Annotated in this window: 10 protein-coding genes; 3 read left to right on the top strand and 7 right to left on the bottom strand. The window is 49.7% G+C overall.

All coding sequences use genetic code 11. From position 1 onward, the window contains the following. Positions 1-1,145: 1,145 nt before the first annotated feature. Positions 1,146-1,859 (bottom strand): polysaccharide deacetylase family protein, encoded by a 714-nt coding sequence (locus AC0QH1_RS10845; RefSeq protein ID WP_324631108.1) that lies wholly within the window; start codon positions 1,857-1,859, stop codon positions 1,146-1,148. A gap of 128 nt (positions 1,860-1,987) precedes the next feature. Between AC0QH1_RS10845 and AC0QH1_RS10840 the strand changes: the two genes are divergently transcribed. After that, a complete protein-coding gene (locus AC0QH1_RS10840) occupies positions 1,988-2,584 on the top strand; it encodes a hypothetical protein (RefSeq protein ID WP_324631106.1) in 597 nt (198 codons plus the stop codon). Positions 2,585-2,704: 120 nt separating this feature from the next. Here AC0QH1_RS10840 and AC0QH1_RS10835 read toward each other — a convergent pair whose 3' ends face one another. From AC0QH1_RS10835 to AC0QH1_RS10815, 5 genes are all read right to left on the bottom strand, one after another. Beyond that, entirely contained in the window at positions 2,705-4,993 is a 2,289-nt protein-coding gene (locus tag AC0QH1_RS10835; protein ID WP_324631105.1) for a serine/threonine-protein kinase, read from the bottom strand. 1,999 nt (positions 4,994-6,992) lie between these two features. Next, positions 6,993-8,789, bottom strand: coding sequence for a CHASE2 domain-containing protein (locus AC0QH1_RS10830; RefSeq protein ID WP_324631104.1), 1,797 nt, complete (start codon positions 8,787-8,789; stop codon positions 6,993-6,995). A 509-nt stretch (positions 8,790-9,298) separates the two neighbouring features. Continuing rightward, the gene (locus AC0QH1_RS10825) at positions 9,299-10,471 is read right to left on the bottom strand and encodes a FecR family protein (protein WP_324631103.1); all 1,173 of its coding nucleotides are present in this window, start codon (positions 10,469-10,471) and stop codon (positions 9,299-9,301) included. A gap of 908 nt (positions 10,472-11,379) precedes the next feature. Beyond that, complete coding sequence (locus tag AC0QH1_RS10820) at positions 11,380-12,006, bottom strand: helix-turn-helix domain-containing protein (RefSeq protein WP_324631102.1); 627 nt, start codon at positions 12,004-12,006, stop codon at positions 11,380-11,382. 237 nt (positions 12,007-12,243) lie between these two features. Then, positions 12,244-13,089, bottom strand: a complete 846-nt coding sequence (locus tag AC0QH1_RS10815; protein ID WP_442957303.1) for an alpha/beta fold hydrolase — start codon at positions 13,087-13,089, stop codon at positions 12,244-12,246. Between the two features lie 679 nt (positions 13,090-13,768). Between AC0QH1_RS10815 and AC0QH1_RS10810 the strand changes: the two genes are divergently transcribed. Together AC0QH1_RS10810 and AC0QH1_RS10805 are read left to right on the top strand one after the other, a co-directional pair. Then, positions 13,769-16,090, top strand: coding sequence for a carotenoid oxygenase family protein (locus AC0QH1_RS10810; RefSeq protein ID WP_324631100.1), 2,322 nt, complete (start codon positions 13,769-13,771; stop codon positions 16,088-16,090). Positions 16,091-16,258: 168 nt separating this feature from the next. After that, on the top strand, positions 16,259-21,631 hold the full coding sequence (locus AC0QH1_RS10805) for an AAA family ATPase (RefSeq protein ID WP_324631099.1): 5,373 nt from the start codon (positions 16,259-16,261) through the stop codon (positions 21,629-21,631). A 33-nt stretch (positions 21,632-21,664) separates the two neighbouring features. Here AC0QH1_RS10805 and AC0QH1_RS10800 read toward each other — a convergent pair whose 3' ends face one another. After that, the gene (locus AC0QH1_RS10800) at positions 21,665-22,801 is read right to left on the bottom strand and encodes a YihY/virulence factor BrkB family protein (RefSeq protein WP_324631098.1); all 1,137 of its coding nucleotides are present in this window, start codon (positions 22,799-22,801) and stop codon (positions 21,665-21,667) included. Positions 22,802-22,834: the final 33 nt, after the last annotated feature.

The following is a 22,834-nucleotide window of genomic DNA, read 5'->3' as shown; positions in this document are numbered from 1 at the left end:
CGGGCGATCCGCTGCCAGATCGCGCTTTCAATGGCTCGGGTGCGAGAACAAGGCATAACCACTGTATCCCCATCTTGACAAACTCTTTACATTCAGTTGTCGCTGTTTACCCATACACTGGAAGGCAAGTTTTGCCCTTTGAGTTCCCAGCAATCTAAGAATCAATGCACCCATCTTCACTTGATTTCCTTCATATAGATCCATCGATAGCCATCTGGCGTGTTTGGTGGCTTTGACGGGTAAGCTCCCGAGTTGATTTGACCGATCGCCTCCTATTCATATTCAGATTGAAATTTTAACAAAGAAATGAATTTTGTGCTTTAGGGGCAAGCCCCCTCGGGGAAAATTCATCCACCACTTTATTCAGCTTGCCCCAATTTGTCTGATGCATTCGCATCTGGTTGGTCTTCTGATTGGATTTGGCAAGGAGTGAATCACACTGCTGCATTCCACGGGGTTTCGCATTTTTGCTTCATTACTGTTCTACGGATGATTTTTGCGGATCTTCCCATCATTTTTTGGCCAGATATTTCACGGGAATCGCCCCCAGGAATCCAATCCTCTACGAGCATAGGATACCCTTTTTTTTTGGCGGGCAGTGGGAAAGCGTTCTTCCTCGAGCGCTTCGTTCTTCCCCGGTGGGGGTGTAGTCGAAAAATGCGCTTGATTTTCGCGACCTTTGTCACGCAACGCCACTGCAAATCCCGTTAACTGCCGAGGGCATCGGCGCATAACGTCATCTGTGCTGAAGGATTCTTTCCTGCCGACTTTTGCGAGTTTGTCCGCGCGCTGAGGTAGGCGGGTAGGGGCGAGCGATGCCACAATTAGCCATTTCCGTAAGTTAAGTCCACTTCGATATTTTAATCAATCCATCTCGAATTTGACAGGGCTTTTATTGCATAAGTTAACATTCCCTCAACCGAAGGGGCACTCATGGTTGGCTGGAGTGGGGCAGAAATGAAAAGAATTGTAATACTGACATTCATCTGTCTTTGAATCGTCTTTTCTGCCGATTGCGAGCGATCGCGAGTCCCTGGCTTTTCCATGCCATTTGTCGCCTCTTCCTCTATATCTAGAGGGATGCCAATCGGGGTAACGCTTCCGATAGTGTTTCCGGCGAACGGCTTTCGCGATCGCGACCCACCCTAGGGAGCTTTTGCGCCCGAGACATTCGGTGATTTGAGTGAATGCCACAGCCGATCGAGTGTAACAAATTGATAACCGCGCTGCAACAATTCGGGAATCAGTTGCGCCGTAATTTTAGCAACATCTGCGCCACCGTAGCATCCATCATGCAAGACAATATGAGAGCCGTTTTGGACTTGCTGTAGCACCCGTTGCACCACAACCGACACCCCCGGACTCCACCAGTCTTCCACCACCACACTCCACATCACCGGTCGATAATTCCACCGCTGCAAGTATTCCAACGTTTTAGGCACAAACAATCCATTTGGGGGACGAACATCTCGCATCTGGGTATTAACCTGCTGTGGGTCGAGGTGACAAGCCTTGGCGATCGCCCTTTGGGTGCGCGTCAAACTCTCGTGCAACTCCCGGGCGCTCAATCGCGGAAACGACCGATGCTCGTAGCCATGCAACCCGATCCAATGACCCCGCTCGTACACCGCTTTCGCCACCTGCGGCGATCGCTCCACACAAACCCCCAACCAAAAAAAACTCGCCTCGATCCCGAACTCATCCAAAACCTCCAGCAACTCTGGCGTGTACTGCGGATGGGGACCATCGTCAAATGTCAAAGCGATCTGCGCTTCGGTTTCACTCCCCGACCACAGACAACTCCCAAAACAAGGCTTCAAAATTCGATACACAATTGGATACAATGGCGCAAATGGCATTTGCTTTTCTTCAAAAAAGTTTATTTAATTTAATTTTTCCCCAACCTACATCCCGCTACCGTTATGTTAGAATAGAAAATCAAAATTCTCCCAAAACTTGTTCGCCGAGATAAAAAAAATAAATTATTTTGCTTCAACCCGGTCAAGATTTTTCATCAAACTCCTGCCTGGGGTCCGTCGCACCCCAGGCACCACACCCTCGCCCGGTTCGCCCCCATCGCCGACGCCGCTTCCTGGGAATGGCGATCGCTGGCTTTACCCTGGCTCTCGCCCTCACCGGCTGCAATAACATCATCACCGATCGCTATGACGCCACCGCCATAGTCAAATATACCTGGCAAGTCGAATATACCAAAACCCCAGGCGGAGGAAAATACCCGCGCCAAGAAACATTCGCCTCCACCACCTTAATCAATCGCAACGGCATCAAACCTGAAGGAGCGGTCCTCGAAGACGATCGCGGTTTGTGGTGGCCGGCGCTTCCCCCCCGTCCCACAGTAGAGGAAATCGAACAACGCAAACAACCCAACGAAACCGCCAGCACCCCCCAACTGCAAAAAAACGTCCAGTACGAACTCAACTATCAACTCGGCGATCGCCAAGTAGCAAAACCCACCAACTACCAAGTTTATCGCACCGTGGCCAAAGCACACCCCAATCGCCTCCCCATCAAATTCATTCTCGGACCGGGAGATGCCACGGTAGATCGAGCCGAAATCGAATAAATCCCCCCTCACCCCCATAAAAAATGAGGGAAAAGCACCCAACACGCGGATCCCTTTCCCTCAACCCTCAACCTGTCACCCCTCATCCTCGAGGCCAAATTCTCCCTCGACTATTCCCCCTCACACCAAAAACATCTCAAGCGTCACCTCTTGAAAAAAATCCCCCGGCTCTAACTCCTCCACTATCCCGGAAATCTGCGACTCCAGCGCCACCCGCGTCCCCCGATCGCCCGCTTCCATCCCCTCAGTGGCCAACGAGGACAGGGTTAAAGGAGAAACCGCAATCGGGCTTTCGCTCACCCCCGTCGCCGCTGCTCGCTTGCGACCTACCCGCAGCTTTTTCCCATACTCCACCTGCTTGACTTGACTCATCGCATAGGCAGGAGTCCCTTTCGGAATTTGCTTCAAGAAGCGAATCGCCCCCGCAAAATCCTGACCTCGCGCTCGCTCATAAGCTTGTTGCAACAATTTATTCCCCTTAATCCGCCGCTTTTCCTTGTACTCGCGAATTTTTTCTTGCACCTTATTATAAGTCGGCGTATCCTTCGGCACCGTCAGAAGCAACTCGATCGCCCCATCAAAATCTTTCGCGATCGCCTTTGCATACGCCCGTTTCACTAACTCGTGCGCCTCAGCTTCCAGCTTGATCGCGCGCTTTTCTCGATACTCGGGAATTTTCGCCTGCGCCGCCTCATACGCAGGGGTTCCTGGCGGAATTTTCGTCAGGTATTCTAACGCCGCCTCAAAATCTCTTTCCCGCGCCTTTTCATATCCAGTCTCTAACCACCCGGGGGTCAAAGGAGCCACTTTCTCCGTGGCTGACTCCACTAGGGGCGCAATTTTATTTTGCCAAAACTCAATCTCGGGAATCTCCGAGGCGATCGCGATCGCCTCGGTCCAGCGCTCCTGCTGATAAGCTTGTTCCACTAACGGAAATTTCTCCGCCGCTTTTTCCCAATCCTCCTGCCAGCGACGGGAAAGGGTCTGGGCATCGGAATATGCCGCACTGAAGGTGGGAATCGATTCCACTGCCGCGATCGCGCTTTCATAATCCCCGGCATGAAACTGCTCTGTGGCCTGACGTAATTTCTCTGGCCCTTCATCTGAGGGAGAAAAATGCAGCAAAGAGGTCAATCCACCAGTAATCACCAGCGAATTCACCGTAATCCCAGTCCACATTCCCAATAACAAAACAGAGGGCATCGGGCGGGTCGAATTCTGCGAAGAGTTTGCCTTCCCTGTGGGTACCGATGACAACTCCGCATCATCCGGTACCATATTACTTGTATCTGCTGTAGAAGACATCCCCTTTAACTCTAAATCTAAATTTACCTTTGCTGGCCCGGACGTTTCCACCCCGGGATGAGACTGTTCTGGGACACCGCCCTCGAATTCGCAACGGGAAAGAGAAGTCGGCGTCGGAATTGAAGCGTTGCAATCCTCCCCGGTCCGTTCTTCACCAGTTATCTGTAGCACCTTGGAATTCTCCTCCGATGTTGCCGTGCATTGAGCGCTCTGCACTGGGCTGTTTTTCCCACGGGTTACCTGGGCGTCAGACCCCTGGAGGGATTGCAGTGCCGCGATCGCCGCTGCTGTAGAGGGGTAGCGATTTTTCCAGTGATACTTCACCATCTGACTTAACAGCGCCTGCAACCCTTCGCTCACCGGGGCGAGCAGTTCTCGCTCCCACTGCAGATCCCCAGTGGTGGGGTCAACCTCTAACTGTGCCGGATGTCTTCCCGTCAGTGCTTGGATGCCAATCAAACCCAAGGCGTATAGGTCGCTATTCGGATGCGGATTACCGGTGAGTTGCTCTGGCGGTAAATACCCAAACGTCCCCATTGGCAGGGTAATTAAAAATTCTCCGCGCTTCGTTACATAAGGTTGGGAAATTGCCTGCACCGCTGTAAAGTCGAGCAGCACGAATTTTCCATCAGCTTCACGTCTGATAATCTTTTCCGGTGCGATAGTGCAGTGAACGATTCCTTGCTGATGAACGAACTCGAGGATCTCTAACATCTCGTGCAAAAACTGGAGGCACTCGGGTTCGCTCCAAGGTTGAGTGTAGCGCTTGCCAACCGGAAGCAAGTCGGTGAGGGTTTCTCCGACAATAAATTCTTGCACTACGTACAAACAGTTCGCTTCTGTAAAGGAGTGTAATAATTTTGGAATCCGATCGTGGATGCTGAGTTTTTTCAGGATCTCGGCTTCAATGGCAAACAACCGCTGGGCTGATTTGAGGCAGCTTTGGGGGTTTTTCGTTAATTGAAGCTGTTTGATAACGCATTTCGGATGGCCCAATTGTTGCGTATCTCGAGCAATGTAGGTCTTTCCTACATCCTGGTTACTCAGGCTTTGAATAATTTGATAGCGATCCGCAAGTAACGTTTCTAATCGGGGTATTGACATGAATTTCTGCATAAAACCAATTTCCACCTAGACCTCGACATTGCAATTTCCCGATGGCAAAGCACGTCCCTGAGGACAAAACTGACTCTCTGGTTTGGGTCTTTCAACCCTCCCGCGATCCTCAAATGGCGTAGAAACGTGCCACCCATCGGCTTGGTTTTTGGTTTTGGCGCTTTTTTTAGCCGCTTTGTTTGACACTGGGTCGGGATATCCCTGTTTTCGCGTTGAGGACAACCTTCCTGATTAGGGCATCAGGGATGCCATCGTGAGTCCGCGATGGGGGATTCCTCTTCGGCTAGTAAGGCGCGATCGCTCCGGAGTCCGGTTTGCTTTCCAAACCTCCAGCGCACCGCGAAAGTCGCAATAGTTTTCAGCGCTCTGCTTTATCTTTCAGGAATAAATTTCTGCAAGATGGTTGATGCACCCAGCACTGGACTTTTACTAAAATCAGTGGCGTTGTTCTGGCTTTCATCCCCACTGCGCTCATCGGGAATTTGGCGTTGGCTTTTCTGACACAAACCATGCGTGGATTCGCAATCGCTTTTTCGGGAAAACTCTACCTTTTCCCAGGCATGGTTCTGCCAATTATCAAACTGGCATAGTAAAACCCAAACCCTGACTCTACCCAGGTATATTTCTAAGTAATTGCCATTTTATTTGGAGTTCAAGTATTATGCCAGTTGTAGTCTTTATTCTGTTGTTTATTGCATTCACAGTGGAAATTTTCTCGGGCAAAAAATCCGAAAAAGATGATGACGACAAACCAACCACACTTCGTTGTAATCTCAAGCAAGACCCCCATAGCCCTAAGGTGACATTAGAATTAACATCTCTAGAACCGAGGAAATCCAGAAAAAAATAGCTAGATGCTAAAACATTATCTAAATCAGGGAAGAGAGGGAGAGAGGGACCATCGTACAGGCTCCTTCTCTCCTGCCTTTTTAGGGATGGGGAAACCGCTGCCCGCCACACCCGAGGAGTCGTTTATTTGCTGACGCGCTGCACCCTCAACTTGCTCCTGAGGTTTTTGCTTTGCAATTCAAAACAGTGGAATAATAATGATGCAGATCTGCATCGCGTTGGCGATCGCCTTACCCTTCCAACACCCTGAAAAAAAGACAACGGCTCGACTCTAGCCTTGGATAGGAAGCCTTTTGGGTCATCCTGTGACTGGATCGGAGGGTTTCACCGGAGAATGTAGCACCCTGCTTGTCGTCACGTGACATGCACCACTGATGAAATTTGAATTTTATTATACGGCATAAAAAAAATTTTTTCAACCGGCGCAAATCCGCCAACTTCGGTAATTTTTGATGAGTGCCGGGACTTGCATGGAGAAACTGTGGTGGGGCCAATCCCGATCGCTGCCCCGGGTAAAGCGGCGATCGCTACAACGCCGACTTATACCATTTTCATTTAGCTCTGCAACAATTCGCAGAATACGAACTCCCCATGACGATCGATTGCGGGGCTTCGCCGTTGGTCTTGGTGAGATAAGTATTTATTCCTCTGGGTCCCCCTTTGTAAGCAGCAAGAGCGGGGGATCTTAACTGTTTCGTCATTCAAAAAAATGGCATTAGATAAGAGCCGGGGGATAACAATGGGGAATCCCAAGGCCAAAATGTGGCGATCGCCTGTCCCTACACCAGGTGCCCACTGCCAATCAAAGAATTCGAGCGCCAGGTTATTGCGCTTTCGACCCCAATCTGCATGTATAATTAACATTTAATTGGCCTAACTGTTTGGCTATTTTATTGTTTTTTAAAACAATAAAACATGGTAAAATAATAGAGATTTACCCGAGTTTTTTTCAGGCATAAAAACCCGAAACATCATATCATAGTGTGGCTCGATTTTACAGAGCACCCCTGATTTGTGAGATTTTTGGGGAGGGAATGCTGGCGACTACCGGGATGGAATGGAGGAGGTAAAAGGCGATGGGTGATGGCAAAGAGCGGCAGAAACAAGAAAGCCTAGCGCAATTTAAGTAGCAAACTGCTTAATCGGCGGTAGAACGTTCCTCCACGATCGCGTAGATTGTGGTTTCTTGCTGCTTGCCCCGCAGTTGCATTTGCCCCACTTGGATGCCAACATAGCGATCGCGCACATATTCATAAGTGTGACTGGTGACCAACAGATTTAAGGGATTATTTTCCGTAAACTGCTTGTTCATAGGCTCCAATCGTGCTGCCACATTCACCGTATCGCCGAGGGCGGAAAAATTGGCTCGTCGGCGACCCCCCACACTGCCGGCAATCAGAGATCCGGTATGCATCCCAATCCCGATCCGTATTTCCGGTTGACCATGCTGTTTGAATTTTTGATTCAACACTTGGAGTCGCTGGTGCATGGCAAAGCAAGCGGCGATCGCGTTGAGGGCATCTTGTTCGATCTGTGAGTGTGACTCGCGGGGGAACGGAACGCCAAACACCGCCATAATCGCATCCCCAATATACTTATCAATGACCCCGCCATTATCCAAAATGCAATCCGACATTCCATCGAGGTATTCATTTAACCAGGGGAGCAAATCCCGGGGGGACATGAGTTCCGAGATGCTAGTAAAGCCGCGAATGTCCATAAACAGCACCGTAGCGGTGAGTTCTTGAGGCGGCAGATCCCCATTTTGAAAAATTTCGTCGCGACGAGACCAGATATTGTGAGCGAGTTGGGGAGAAATCTGCTTGGAAAACAGATTTAAGAGTTGTTGCTTTTCGTATTGGTCGCGCAGTTGTCCCCCGGTGCCGGCTAAAATGATGCTGCCGATCGGTGCGGCTACCGGCAGCCACCACTGTGCCCAGGTAAAAGCGGCGAAGGCGATCGCGAACCAACCCACAGACAGCAATAGAGCGATCGCCAGCCGTCCGGTAAATTCGCGCTTAAACTGCAGCCAGCTCATGCCGAGGGCGATCGCCATGAGTAACAGAATCGTCACTGGCTGCGGGAGGCGCTGCAAAAATCGTTGTTGGAGAAAATTATCCAAAATTGCCGCATGAAGATAAACCCCAGAAATCCGTTGCAAGGGGGAAATTTTCGTATCTACCCCCGTAGCCACAAACCCCAGCAAAACGAGTCGATCTCGAAAGGCGTCTGGGGGAACATTGCCCTCCACCACATCCACAAAGGGATACGTGGGCACCGCTTCCATTTTTCCGGGCCAATCGATCCAGAGGTTAATCCAATCGAGTTCTGGATTCGGCTGGATTTTGGCAGTGGGGGGAATGGTATCTAAAAGACTGGCATAGGTCTGCTCTCGCGCCAGGTGAAGCATAGCCAAACTCAACGTGGGGATGCCATCGAACCAGATGATGGCTTGACGGCTGATCCCATCGCTATCGGCTTCGTGGACGATGTGACCGATCGCGGCGGTGGCGGATTGTAAAATCGGCAGGGGTTCTTCCCCTTCCCCTCCCCTTGCCAGGACCGCGCGATCGTTCGCGGCGATCGCTTCGGCGAGTTCCTCATCTTGGGGACTCGGGTCGAGGAAAAGAATATCGAAACCAATGGCGGCGGGAGGAGAGGATTCCAGAGCTTGTAACAATTCAGCGTAGCGATCGCGCTGCCAGGGAAACTGTCCGTACTCTTGCAAGCTTTTCTCATCAATGGCGATGACGGCAATCCGTTCGTCCCACCCCGGGTCGGGTCGCAGTTGGAATAACATCTGATATGCCAAGCGTTCCAACCCTTGCCATGCGCCTAACTGCCACATCCCCACCGAGATGACTGCTGCGATGGTTCCGGGCACCAACGGATGATGCCCTCGGAAATATTTATCTATCCAGCCTCGAAATCCCACAACAACACCAACTGTCCTTTCAGAGTTTAGATTTTACATGATAAAAAACGCAAATGAGGACTAATTCGTTCCTTTCCCTTCTCCGTGCGGACCTATGCCGACGCTGTGGGGCAATACCCTGGTGCCGCTGAGCAAGGCGGCGGGCATTCAGGATTCGCAGAGATTTCGAGCGAAAGGCAGTGGCATCTGGTTTAGCTTAAAGTGCCTGCAGTTTCTCGTTCGAGCAAGGGATGAAATATGCCCATCGAGTATCAACGAAATTCGCGCCTCTGCTTTTCCGGAGGCGGAGGGGAGTGGAAGCCTCAAATCGTTGTACTCGTTCCCGGTGCCTCATTTTGCGGCAAATCCTCCCACAGCATTCCGGGAAGTGCGTGATTTTGTGAGGGTTGTACCGGGCAAGAGTGGTAGGATGTTTACGGCCTGATGGTATTTCGCAAAGATAAAAAAAATCAGCTTTCTCGAAGATCGAGAGAAAACTGACTGGGGAAGTGACTTGGACTAGCGGCAGATTATCGAATCGGAACCACATAGACTCGTTCGCGAACTGCTGGACCTCGGACCACAAACCGGAAACGGCGAGACCGGGGGCGAGGCACCAACAATGAAAACGTCCCATCGCTATTGGTTTCCACCAGTTCTCCGTCGAGCAGTAAAATGTCGGGGGGATCGATTTTGCCTTCGATGCGAACCAGATCCATGCCTCGGACTTGGGTGAGCAACACGCGGAATTTGGATTCCGGGGGAATCTCCTGGGGTGCTAGGGGGGCAGATCCAGGACCTATCACCGTAAACTGACCTCGACCCACGGTAACTTCTTGCCCCTGACCGCTGGCGATGACGGTGCCAGCTAAGGTTCTAACGCCGGTTTGACCGTTAGGACCGACATCGACGCCAAAGGAGGTGCCGCGCACGCCAGCGACGCCGGTGGGAGTGCGAACGCGAAACGGAGAATCGCCGCCACGGTTTTGGGCGATCGCCGGGTTCTCTGGGTCAGTGGTTTTGAGCGCTTCTAGGGTCTCGGCGGGCAGCGCTGCGCGATTTTGGGATAAGCGACCGACGGAAAAGCGGACGCGCCCCTGTTGTACGAACAAATCCACGTTGGAATCTGACAGGGTTTCGAGGTTAAATTCGGTGACTTCGGCGACCTCGATGCTGCCGCGAAAATTGTCGAGGCGCAACCTTGCGGTGGAATTGACATCGGCGACGATGGTGCCGGTGGCGGGTTGCAAGCATTCTCCCGCAGAGATGAGCTGTCCTTCAAATGTGACCTCTCCGCTGACGCTTTCTACTTGCAGTCCGTTAGGACAGGCGCTGAGTTGTTGGGCGATCGCGTTTTGGTGAGGGTCGAACTGAGATTCCTCTGGGGATACGGTGGTGAATTGGGTCTGAACTGGAGAAATGCGGGGAAGGCGATCGGGGGGTAACTGGGATGCGATCGCCCTCGCGTCGTGGAGAGTTGTAGGAGGGTGATGTATTTGTTCCGGTGGGATTGAATCGCGTCTAGATGCGGTAAATTCGGATTGTGCGGGCGGATTGCGGTGGGTTTGATTTTCGCCATCGAGAGGGGAATGGGCGATCGCGGTTTGGATTGGAGTGATGGCGCAAATCCCTCCTAAGGATAAACTCACTAGGGCGATGCGAGGCCAACGTTTAATGCGACTGAAAGATTCGATCGGGGACATGGATTTTTATCCAAATACTTTAGCTTATCTGTAGAATTATGCTGGATCCACCCTGGGGCAACAGGAGGAAGCTGACTTCCGGCGCGGGCGCGAGAAAGCGATTGCTCTCAGAAGGCTAGACCCTCGAAGGGTTGCCGGCATCTTGCTACAGTTCTCGCCATCCTAGAATGAATCCCTCTCAGGTTTCGGATTTTGGAGAATCGAATCCGGATTTAGGCGCTTAACAATGCCGAGGGGTTTTAGGGTATGAAAGGGCGATCGCTTGACCAGCCACATCTCTCCCAACGAGCCAACAGATGCCAAAGCGCATTTTAGCCGATTTTGTACCATAAATCTTGGTTTTTCTGGAATAAAATCCGGCTTAGCTTTGGATCGGTGCGTTATTCCTGGCTTGACGGGGGCTGAGGATTCCCAATTCAGCACGAATGCAGTTTTCTGTTCCCCGATCGCCGGCTGAGTGTAGGTTCAAACGGGAATTTCTGTGACGGTGACTCCGGGGTTTGTGTGGGGTTCTTGCAAGTATGGATTCCCCCGGAAAGCAGTGGCCTGTATTTCTGAATTTGCCGGGTATTTTTGGGGTATTTTTTGAATTTAAAAATTTTTCAATCCTCGCTCTAACGGATATTTATTTTCCTTCATTTATTGTTAAATTGCCTCAAAATAAGAATATAAATCGCCGAAAAAATTAGCTGCGATCGCGGAGGTTTATTCGGTTTTTACAAGCTCAGCGATCGCTGCGCTTTGGTAAGGTTTAACCGACAATCAAAGCTATCAGTATGTTTGATTAACACTGACTTTGCTTAATTTTGGTACGCCTTTTCCGAGAAACTATCTGTGAAATAACAACCCGTTTTTTGGTGATAATTTTCTCGGGAACCATGCTTCATCTCAATCAATTGAGAGGAGATTTATTCCTCGGATTCAATGGTAGATTCGAGGGTTGTCCCGCTTGCGGGAGTGGGAGAAGACTCGGCGGAAACCTGACCGGTGATCCAAGTTAGTCCGGCAACTGCAGTGACTAAAATTGCGGCATAGCCCACGTACAAATGAATCGGACTGAGGGAAAATCCAGAAGCAGAGTTGAATTCTTCCGAGGTGTTGGCGAGGGTTTGATGCGGAGTAATTTCGGGTAAAGAATCAGCAATCTCCGAACCGCTTAATCCCAAGGCATCGCCGAGGCGACGGACAAACCCACGCACGAAAATGGCTGGGGGCAAACTCTCGACGGTCCCGTTTTCGATTGCCTTGATGTGATCCAGGGGAACGTAGGTCCATGCGTGCAGTTGATAGAGAGAAATACCTCTGTCAAGGCGAACCTGTTGCAGTTCTTCTCCTACTTGACGCAAAGCGGTTTCCCAGGCTTGCTGGGGATCCACTGCGGCGATCGCGCTATGGGGCGTCTCTTCCCCATTTTCCCTCGTTATTTCGAGGGGGTTTGAGCGATCGCTGGTCGGATCGAGGCCAGAATTGTCAGCATCCCGGGAATTGGATGCGGAACTTGGGCTAAAACCGAAGGCGGGATTGGATCCTGTCATTGCTATTATCTCCGAGCTTCAGGGTAATAGATTCTCATGTAGAAGTGTTAAGCGTCAAGTGGGGGGTTAAACCCCTCATGTACTAAACCCCTCAATCAATAACAATTGAAACCGGGAATTGTCCAGTCGAGTCGATCGCTCTGGCACTCATTTTTCGCCCCTAGGGTAGGACAGCAATGGCCAGAGTTCTTTCTAAATCAGGGTTTCACGAAAACGGACAACATTTGTGCCCCCGCACTAGCTGGAGGCAAACTCGGCTAAAAATGTTTCGATTGTCTGATTAAACGCCGTGGGTTGAACTAAAAACGGCCAATGATTCCCAGGGAGTCGCTGGATCCTAAGATGTTTTAAATACTTGAGGTAAGGCTTCATTTGCCAAGCGGAACGATTGACCCCTTTTTCCGGTTGAATGAATAAAGTGGGAATCGCGATCGCTTCAGTTAACCCCGCCACCCGCATCACATCGGCAAAAATTCCATCCCGGGCGGCGACGACAAACTTACTCCCCCAATTCCCATCCAGTTTTTGCTCGATAGACCCTTCAAACACCTGCTGTTGCAAAGGACTCCATCCGGCGTACTGACCGAGTTGCTGCGCCTGCGCCTGCGCCGCCTCATAACTGGGAAATGGCCCGATCATTTTCAAGCAATCCAGAGTGCGATAAAGAATTGGAAAACTCAACTTGAGAAAGCTAGGCATTTTGGTAATAAAAATCGGATCCACCAAGATGGTAGTTTTGAAGCGCTGCGGGTTTTGGCGCGCCCAAATCGGAATCAATTTTCCACTCCAGGAGTGACCCAAGATGTGGGCGCAGTCCCAACCGAGATGGTTCATCACTCCTTCCAGGTCCGCGATCGCCTCGGTGGCCGAGTATCCCGTTTCCGGTTTGCCGCTTTCCCCGTGACCGCGCATATCCGGTGCCACAATATGATAGCGATCGGCCAAATACTCCCCTAAGCTACACCACACTCCCGCATGGTCTCCCAACCCATGCAATAACAACAGCGGCTCTTTTCCTCGGTTCCACTCCAGGTAAGAAAGCTCGATATCTGGTAATTTCAACGTTTTACGACTGGGCATAATGCATGATTTGTGATGTTTGGGGGTTGATTGTAACGCGATTCACCACGGGCAAAACATCTCGGCGGCGATGCAAAGGTCCGCCGGTCCGTTTCTCTTGACCCTATTTTTCCCTGGAATGCAAGAAAAACAGATGGGCTGCCAAACCCTCCACCCTGTGGCACACTAGAGAAAGCGCGCACCAACCCTTGTTTGGGTTCTCCCCCGAGCTGCGTTTCACCTGTAAAGCCGATCGCCTCCGACGCAGATGCTCAAAATTGTCTCCGGGTCATTTTGGATTGTGGTTAGCCTCCTGGTCCTCCTTTGGGTACTCCGAGGACTACAGGTTCTCTCTGGTATTTCCAGCGGAGTGATTTGGCTATTGCTTTTTTTGTCCATTGCTTTAGCCGTCATTTATCGCTGGCAAAGCCCCCGACGGTATTAAAACTATTTTGAGGCGGTTAAAGAAGGGAAATTGACAAAGCTACAGTTCGCTTTCCTCCCGTTTTCCCCGATGGAACCTATGCCTTGCCCCTTCGCTTTTCTCCCTCGGAACCCTGATTTGTTTGCGAAGTTGATACGGTTAATTTTGGGTTAAAATAGTCTTCCACTTAGAAACTTTAGGATTTTGTAACCAGGGTAACAACATCCACAGTTGGCGATCGCCCCACAGGGTGACAGGGTTTTGGCGTCATCGTTACCATTGAACCATGCCATTTCGGCGATCGCCCCATACTGCTTTTTTACCGAAAAACCACAACCGCTGATGAACGAACTACTACAAACCGATACAAAAAAAAGCATAACCACCCGCTTTCCGCGCTCGATATTGTCAGTGAGTCGAGCTGAATTTGGCAACCCAGAAGACAATCCAGCGGCGAAAGAGCGCCCCCTAAAACTACAGGTGAAGGAAGGAACGATTCCCACGGATTTGCAAGGGCATTTGTTCTTCATTGGGGCGAATGGGTCGATTGATTCACCCCCGGGGGATGTAGATGTCAGTGAAGCCACGGTCTGCCCTTCTCGTGATGGCACTACCCCTCTTTACAATGGCGATGGGATGGTTTATCGGGTGGATTTCGACAATCTGCAAGAGGGGGTATTTCTGTCCGCGCGATTGGTGAAACCCCCCTGTTATTACGCCGATGTAACCACCGCTAAATGTCCCGACTATCGCAGCTTGAAATTTTACAATCTAGGCATCGCGAGAATCTCTCGGTTAGGGTCGCGCAATCAATTAAATACCGCCTTTTTGCCGATGAAATTTCAGGGGGAAAACCGCGATCGGTTGTTGGTGACCTGGGATGTGGGTCGTCCCTACGAAATCGACCCGAAAACCCTCGAAACCGTGACGCCGGTGGGGGGCAATGATGAATGGGAAGAAGTCAGCAAGCTGGGCAATTCGTTGGGTCAACCGCCGCAAGTGTTTAAAATCGTGCAAACCTCGGCGCATCCCTGTTTCGACCCTTATACGTCCGAGATGTTTACGGTAAATATTGGGCGATCGCCTGCCAATGTTTTCTCGCAATTATTTCCGATTTGCTATTTGTTGAAAGAGTTGGTAGACTGGCTGAAAAATCGCGGCAAAGTTACCACCTATCCCGCAGAAGATGCTGAACTCAAACCGCCGGATGAGAAGGGAGAATTTTCCCTGCAATTCGGATGGAAAAAACTCTACCAAATTTTCCAAAGCTTGATGCTTTTCCTGCAGGCAATTTGGGAATTTTTTACGGGAAACTTTGTGTATTTGATGCAGTGGGACGGTGCGGGTAAGCTGAAAAAATGGAAAGTTCACTATAATGGATGCCCCCTGAAAATCGAGCAAAGCATCCACCAAATGGGGGTAACAGAAGATTATATAGTGCTGGTAGATACCGCCTTCAAGCTTTCTATTGAAGAATTGCTGCCCTCTTTTTCAAACATCAATGACGCGGCAGAAATCGAAAAAATTCTCAGAAATTGGTTCGATAAACCGCAACTGTCTCATACGCGGGTTTATATCATCAATCGCCGGGATTTAAAGCCGGAAAAAGATTCTGTGGATGCTAAGAAAGCCATCATTCCGGGAGAAGCGGCGCACTTTTTGGTAGACTATCGCAACCCGGGCGATCGCATTACCCTGCATGTGTCCCATGTGTGTGCCTGGGATGCGGCGGAATGGCTTTCCGAATTTGACTATGACGAGAATGAAGCAGGGGAAAAGCTGGGGCGTCTGTATGGCGCGATCGCCGGACCGATGGATATCAGTCGATTGGGGTGTCACGAAATCGATGGCAAAACCGGTACCTTAATCGAGAACCAACAACATACGGTAATGGACGTGAATTATACCTGGGGGCCGGCATTATATGCTTATCGCAATTTTCCCCATCCCGAGACCCTGGAGAATATTTACTGGAGTTGTTTGGGATGTTGGTCGGAACTGAAAACTCCCCACATGGTTCACCTGTATCGAGATTACCCCCACCGACAGATCGGACTGGAATTACTGGATGAAATTACCGCACAAGGTCGCAACTCGAATCTATTGCGGGTGCAGATAAAACCCCGAGAAAGTGTCAAAGCGGGGGAAAACCGATTGAGCATCGCTGATGTTTATCAGTTTCCCGAGAATCGGTGGGCGATTTCTCCTCAATTTATTCCCCGCAGCGATCGCGGAAGTTCTACCGATGGTTACATCGCTTGCATCGTTCATCACGGGGACGGATCCGATCCGACTAACGGCAATGAATTGTGGATTTTTGATGCCGCCGATCTCAAAAGTGGGCCAAAATGCAAACTGTGGCATCCTGATTTTAACGTCGGTTTTACCATCCACACCACTTGGTTAGCCCACATCGAGACCCGGAATTCTTCCTATCACGTAAATTCCCATGACGATTACCAGCATTTAATCGACAAACAGAGTTCAACCTATCGAACCCTCATCCAAACCTTGTTCGATAACTGGGTCTATCCGCAGCGGGAACCAAAAAGCGAATTGGATTGCCAAATGCCTAGGGAACCGGGGATGAAAAAGCCGTAACCTTTTTTCAAATTGCAGTTATAATAAGGGGGCGATCGCTTGCACCGCTAAATTTAATTTGACTGGAGCGATCGCCTGGCCAGTTTCACCTTTCAGATTGCCTTGTTCCGGGTGAAAACGACAATTTCACCGCATAACTTTTTCACTCATCGCAATAAACGTAACATCATGCTGAAAATTTCTGGCTACACTATCCTAGAATCAATCTATAACAGCGATAATTCCATTGTCTATCGGGCGCGCCGAGACGCCGACGGGGAATCGGTCATCCTCAAACGTCTCTCAGAAGATTATCCAGACCCGGACAAACTGAAGCGCTACAAACGGGAATATGAAATCACTCGCACTCTCCAGAACCTAGAGGGAGTTGTTCGGGCATATAGCTTAGAAAAATCGCAAAATTTCCTGGTGATGGTGCTAGAGGATTTTGGCGGAAAATCCTTGGCAAAATTGCTTGAATTGCGCCGATTCGAGCTAGCCGAGTTTTTGGATATTGCGATAAAAAGTGCCGAAAGTTTAGGGCAAATTCATCAAGCCGATATTCTGCACAAGGATATCAACCCGGCAAATATCATTTACCACCCCGAAACTGGCCAGTTAAAACTGATAGACTTCGGGATTTCCACCGTGTTATCCCGCGAAAATACTACCTTAAGAAATCCCCAAAAATTAGAGGGAACCCTGGCCTATATGTCACCGGAACAAACCGGGAGAATGAATCGCTGCGTGAATTACCGAACGGACTTTTATTCCCTCGGGGCTACCTTTTACCAATTACTGACCCATTCCTTGCCCTTTGAGGTCAGCGATGTGATGGAATTAGTCCACTGTCATTTGGCAAAATATCCGATTTCTCCCTGCGAGGTAGATGAAACCATTCCTAAAGCGCTGTCCGATATCGTGATGAAACTGATGGCGAAAACGGCAGAAGAACGGTATCAAAGTGCTTATGGAATTCAAGCGGATTTAGAAATCTGTCGATCGCAGTTACGAGAAACGGGACGTATTGACGAGTTTCCGTTGGGGACACAAGAGCTTTACGATCGCTTTCAGATTCCGGAAAAACTGTACGGTAGAGAAGCAGAAATCGAGACCTTACTGGCAGCATTTCAGCGCGCGATCGGGGAAGGGACAGATGCGGCGCACAGCGAAATGATGCTGATTGCCGGCTATTCCGGAATTGGAAAATCGGCTTTAGTGCAAGAAATTTACAAACCGATTACTGCCTATCGCGGGTATTTTATCGGGGGGAAATTCGACCAGTTGCAGCGCAATATTCCTTATACGGGTATCGTGCAGGCATTTTCGGCGGCGATCGCCCAGATATTAACCGAAAGCGAATCGCAAATCCAACAGTGGCGCGATCGCCTGCTGGCGGCCCTAGGCGTCAACGCTCAAATTATCATCGATGCCATCCCAGATGTGGAACTGATTATCGGTCCTCAACCGCCAGTGGAAGAACTGGGTGCCACGGAGGCGCAAAACCGCTTTAATTTAGTATTTCTCAATTTCGTTAAAGTCTTCGCCCAAAAAGAACATCCCCTAGTGCTGTTTCTCGACGATTTGCAATGGGTGGATTCCGCTTCGCTGAAATTGATTCAACTGCTGATGAGCGAATCGGAACTGAACTATTTATTTTTTATTGGAGCCTATCGGGATAATGAAGTGAGTGCCACTCATCCCTTGAGTTTGGCGCTGGAAAACATTCGCCAATCCGGGGCAATTGTCCATCAGATTTCTCTGCCACCGCTGTCGGGAGAAACGGTGAACCAGTCGATTGCAGATACCCTGCGCTGCACCACAGAAGAAACTGCGGAATTGGCGGGACTGGTGTTCCAGAAAACTCAGGGAAATCCCTTTTTTATGAAGGAATTTCTCACCTCGCTTTATGCTGATGAATTGTTATATTTTGAGTATCCTTCTGGGGCATATTCTGAGGGAGATAAGGGCAATATCGGAAGAACTGGCGGCGGTTGGCAGTGGGAGTTAGGGAGCATTCAAACCGCTCAAATCACCGATAATGTGGTGGAATTGATGGCGGGAAAAATTCAAAAGCTAGGGGAGGAAACCCAGGATATTCTCAAAATTGCCGCCTGTATTGGGAATCAATTCGACTTGCAAACTTTGGCAGTGGTGACGGAAGAACAGCCAGAAACGATTGCGCGCAGAATTTTTAGTGCGGTGAAAGGGGGATTGATTGTAGCGCTGGGTGAGGATTATAAGTTTGTGGAATTTACCGATCGCGATCGCTTGGCGGTTCGCTACCAATTCGTTCACGATCGCGTCCAGCAGGCGGCTTACGAACTGATTGCGGAGGATGTGAAACGGGCGGTGCATCATAAAATTGGCGGCTTGTTGTTGAAAAATACTCCCGCCAATGAATTGGGCACGAACCTGTTTGAAATTGTCGGTCATCTGAACTGTGCTGCGGATTTAATCGACACCGAATCCGAAAGCATTGAATTAGCAAGGCTCAATTTATCTGCTGCCCAAAAAGCGAAAGATGCGACGGCTTATGCAGCGTCTCTGGAATATTTACATGCCGGAATTGCCTGCTTACCGGCACAGGCGTGGGTGCAGCACTACGAGTTAACCTTTGCGCTGCACAAAGAACTGGCAGAGGTGGAATATTTGAATGGCAATATCGAGCGATCGCGCGAACTGATTAATCTATTGCTCGCCGAAGCCAAAACCACTCTGGAAAAAGCAGAAATTTACCATCTGCTGGTGTTGCAGTACACCGTAACTGCCAATTACCCCGCCGCCATTGAAACGGGGAAAACCGCGCTGAAGCTGTTGGGAATTGAATTGCCCGAAACCGATTTGAAGGCGGCATTTGAGGCGGAACTCGCCCGCATCCAAACCCGCCTGAGCGATCGCGATGTCTCCGCTCTCCTCGATGCACCGCACATGCAAAATCCGGAACATATTATCGCCCTGAAATTGCTCGTTAACCTAATTACCAGCACTTTTGCTTCCGATTACGACCTGTTTACCGTCGTTTCTACCAAGGTGGTTAATTTCTCTTTGGATTACGGCCATTGCAGAGACTCCTCAATGGTGTATTCTAATTATAGCAATATCGTCGGTTCGGCCCTGGGCAATTATAAATTAGCCTACGAACTGTGCCAGTTAGCCTTACAGCTTTCCGACAAGTTTAATAACTTGACCTTAAAGTGTAAAGATGGCCTGATTTTTGGATACGTTACCAATCACTGGTTTAAACCCTTAAAGCAATCCGAGGCTATCTTTGACGAAGCCTATCAAGCCGGCTTGGCTGTGGGAGAGTTGCAATATGCAGGGTTTCTTCTCCATTGTAGAAGTGTCCATCATTTTTGTCAAGGAAATAACCTGCTGAATCTCCTGGCAAATATCGAGGAATTTCTGCCTTTTACTTATCGAACTAACAATCAATGGTCGATTGACGAACTGTTGGCAATTAAGCTTGTGAGTTTAAAGTTGATTGGGCAAAACCAGGAACAGTCGGAGTTGGAGCAAACTGCGCTAACTGAAGAACAATTTTTGTTTGATTGCGAATCTCATCACAGTTTCCAGCCGCTGTGCGTTTATCATACCTTCAATGCCCTTGCTCTCTATTTAGATGGCGAGCTATCTTTAGCTAAAGAATCCATTGCAATTGGCCATCAATACCAGAAATTTATCACGGGAGGCATTCTCGTTGCCGACATTAATTTTTATCAGTCTCTCATTTTCGCGAGACTCTATGCCACGGCGAGCGAAACCGAAACACAAGAGTATCCCGAAACCATCGCCAGCAATCAACAGCAGATGAAAATCTGGGCGGATAACTGCCCGGAGAACTTCCTCCATAAATATCTGCTAGTCGAGGCGGAAATTGCGCGGATAGAAGGGCGGGATTTAGAGGCGATGGAACTGTACGATCGCGCCATTGCATCCGCCGGAGAAAATGAATTTATCCACTACGAAGCTTTAGCCAACGAACTTGCGGCTAAATTTTGGCGACAGCGGGGTAAAGAAGATTTTGCCACAATTTATCTGAAAAAAGCTTACTATGGCTATCAACTCTGGGGCGCTCAGCGCAAACTGGAAGAATTAGAACGAAACTATCCCCAAGTCGTTAGTCAAAAGCAATCTTCGCGGCAATTGTCCAAAAAATCTATCACCCAAACGTCTGGGGCGCATCAGGATTCGGATCTGGATTTTGCCACAGTAATGAAAGCCAGCCAAGCGATTTCCAGCGAGGTGGTTTTATCCGCCTTGCTCTCCAAACTGATGGCGATCGCGATTGAAAATGCCGGGGCACAAAAAGGCAGTTTGATTTTATCTCAAAATGGCCAATTAACCATCGAAGCGGCGCGAGAAGTCGATGGGGAAATCCAAGTGCTGAACTCCGTGCCCATTCAACAAGCTGACATTCTCCCGCAATCGATTATCAATTATGTAGCTCGCACTGGAGAAAGTGTGGTTCTAAGCGATGCCAGCGCCGAGGGAAACTTTACCGCAGACCCTTATATTATTGCCCATCAATCCCAGTCGGTTTTATGTGCGCCAATTCTCAATCAAGGCAAACTCATCGGCATGATTTATTTAGAAAACAATCTAGTTGCCGATGCCTTTACCCCACAGCGTTTAGAAGTGCTAAGCATCCTCTCCGCCCAAGCAGCGATTTCGATTGAAAATGCCCTGCTTTATCAAACCCTGGAACAAAAAGTCATCGAACGAACCGCGCAATTAGCTGCAGCAAACGAGAACCTGGAGCTGGCGAATCAAGAAATTACCGTTTTAAACGAGCGGTTGAAAGCCGAAAATTTGCGGATGTCGGCGGAATTAGACGTGACGCGGCGTCTGCAGCAGATGATTTTGCCGAAACCAGCGGAATTAGAGGCGATCGCCGGGTTAGATATTGCAGCATTTATGGAAAGTGCCGATGAAGTGGGGGGAGATTATTACGACATTCTCCAACATGAAGGGCGAGTGAAAATTGGCATTGGGGACGTGACGGGACATGGATTAGAAAGTGGGGTATTAATGATGATGGCGCAAACCGCCATTCGCTCCCTGTTTACCCACCGGGAAACCGATGCAGTGAAATTTTTGCAAACCCTGAATCAAACCCTTTACGAAAATGTATTGCGGATGAATAGCGATAAAACCCTTACCCTGTCGTTAATCGATTACGAACAAAATTGCTTGCGCTTGAGCGGACAGCATGAAGAAGTTATCTTGGTGCGATCGAGTGGGGAAGTGGAACGAATCGACACGATGGATTTGGGTTTTCCGGTGGGGTTAGAGTCGGATATTGCCGATTTTATTGCGGAAACGGAAGTGAAATTGAATCCGGGGGATGTGGTGGTACTCTACACCGATGGGATTACCGAAGCGTTAGATGCCAGTGGCGATCGCCTGTATGGATTAGAGCGATTCATTCAAGTGGTGCGAGACCATCGCCAAGAGAGTGCGGCCCAGATTAAAGCAGCGGCGATCGCGGACCTGCAACAGCACATGGGCGATCGTAAACCTGACGATGACATTACGTTAATCGTCCTCAAACAGCGCTAATCGGCCAGAGAATTGCCCGCATTTGTGCCCATTTCAGTGGCGATGTCTCCGGGCTTTTTTCCGCCGCATGGCTTCCCCGACGCTGACGTTTAACTGAGCACCCAATAACACCACCAAAGAACTCAGGTAAAGCCACAGTTGCAAAATCACGATAGTTCCCACTGCACCATAGGTGCGGTTGTAATTGCCAAAATGAGACACGTACAGGCGAAATAAACTCGAAATCAGCGCCCACAACAGGGCCGCCACCACCGCTCCCGGAATCAGGGGCGTATCGTGACGGCGATGAGACGGACCAAAGAAATACAAAAAGGCAAACGCCGCCGACACGATCAGCAAGGTGAGAGGGCGACTCCAAAAATGCCACACTTCTAGCAGTCGCGATTCTAATTCGCAACTGGGCAAAGGCTGCAACAAGCACAGCAAACCGGACTCGCGCAAACAATCCTGACCGGATTCTAGCAGGCAGGTGCGACGGGCGAGCAACTGCACCACCCAATCGCTGATAAATACCAAAAAACAGGCGACAATCAGCAAAATAATGGTGCCGATCGCCAGGGCGATGGAGACGAGTTTGGCTTTCCAAAAAGGTCTGGCTTCTTCGATGGGGATTTGATGAATGCGATCGAGGGCGGCAATTCCGGCCCCGATCGCCCCGGAAAATACCCACAGCGTTCCCAAAAACCCCACGGAAAAGACCTCTTGATTGCGACTTTGCAAAATTTCTCGGATCAAGCTGGTAATCATGTCCCACACTTGTTCCGGAATCACTTCGGCAAGTTGTCGCCCCAAATTGAACAGGGTAGATTGTAACGGTTCAAATAGCCCGATCGCCGCAATCACTGCCAATAAGGCGGGAAACAGGGATAACATTGCATGAAAGGCTATCTCTGCCGACAGGCCGGTTAATCGCTGTTTTCCCACGCGATCGACGATCTGGCGCACTGTGGAAAAATTTAAGTACAGAAAAAAGTTAAAAAAGCTGACGATTGGCGTTCCCAGCCAGCGCAGCAGCTTCCCAATTTGCTTAAATAACGATAAGATAATTTTGGCAGCTTTTCGGCCAAATTTCACTAATCTAGGCCGCCGCTCGAGGAAGCGGTTGATATCCTCCCGCAGGGCTGCCCAATTTCTCGCTCGCAAGAACCGAAAAAAACTTGCAAATCGCATGGGGATAATGGGGGTGACTTCTAAATAACCTGA

The organism is Phormidium sp. CCY1219 (assembly GCF_055795085.1).
Note: the sequence above shows the minus strand (reverse complement) of the source record. Positions and strands in the feature narration are given on the sequence as shown.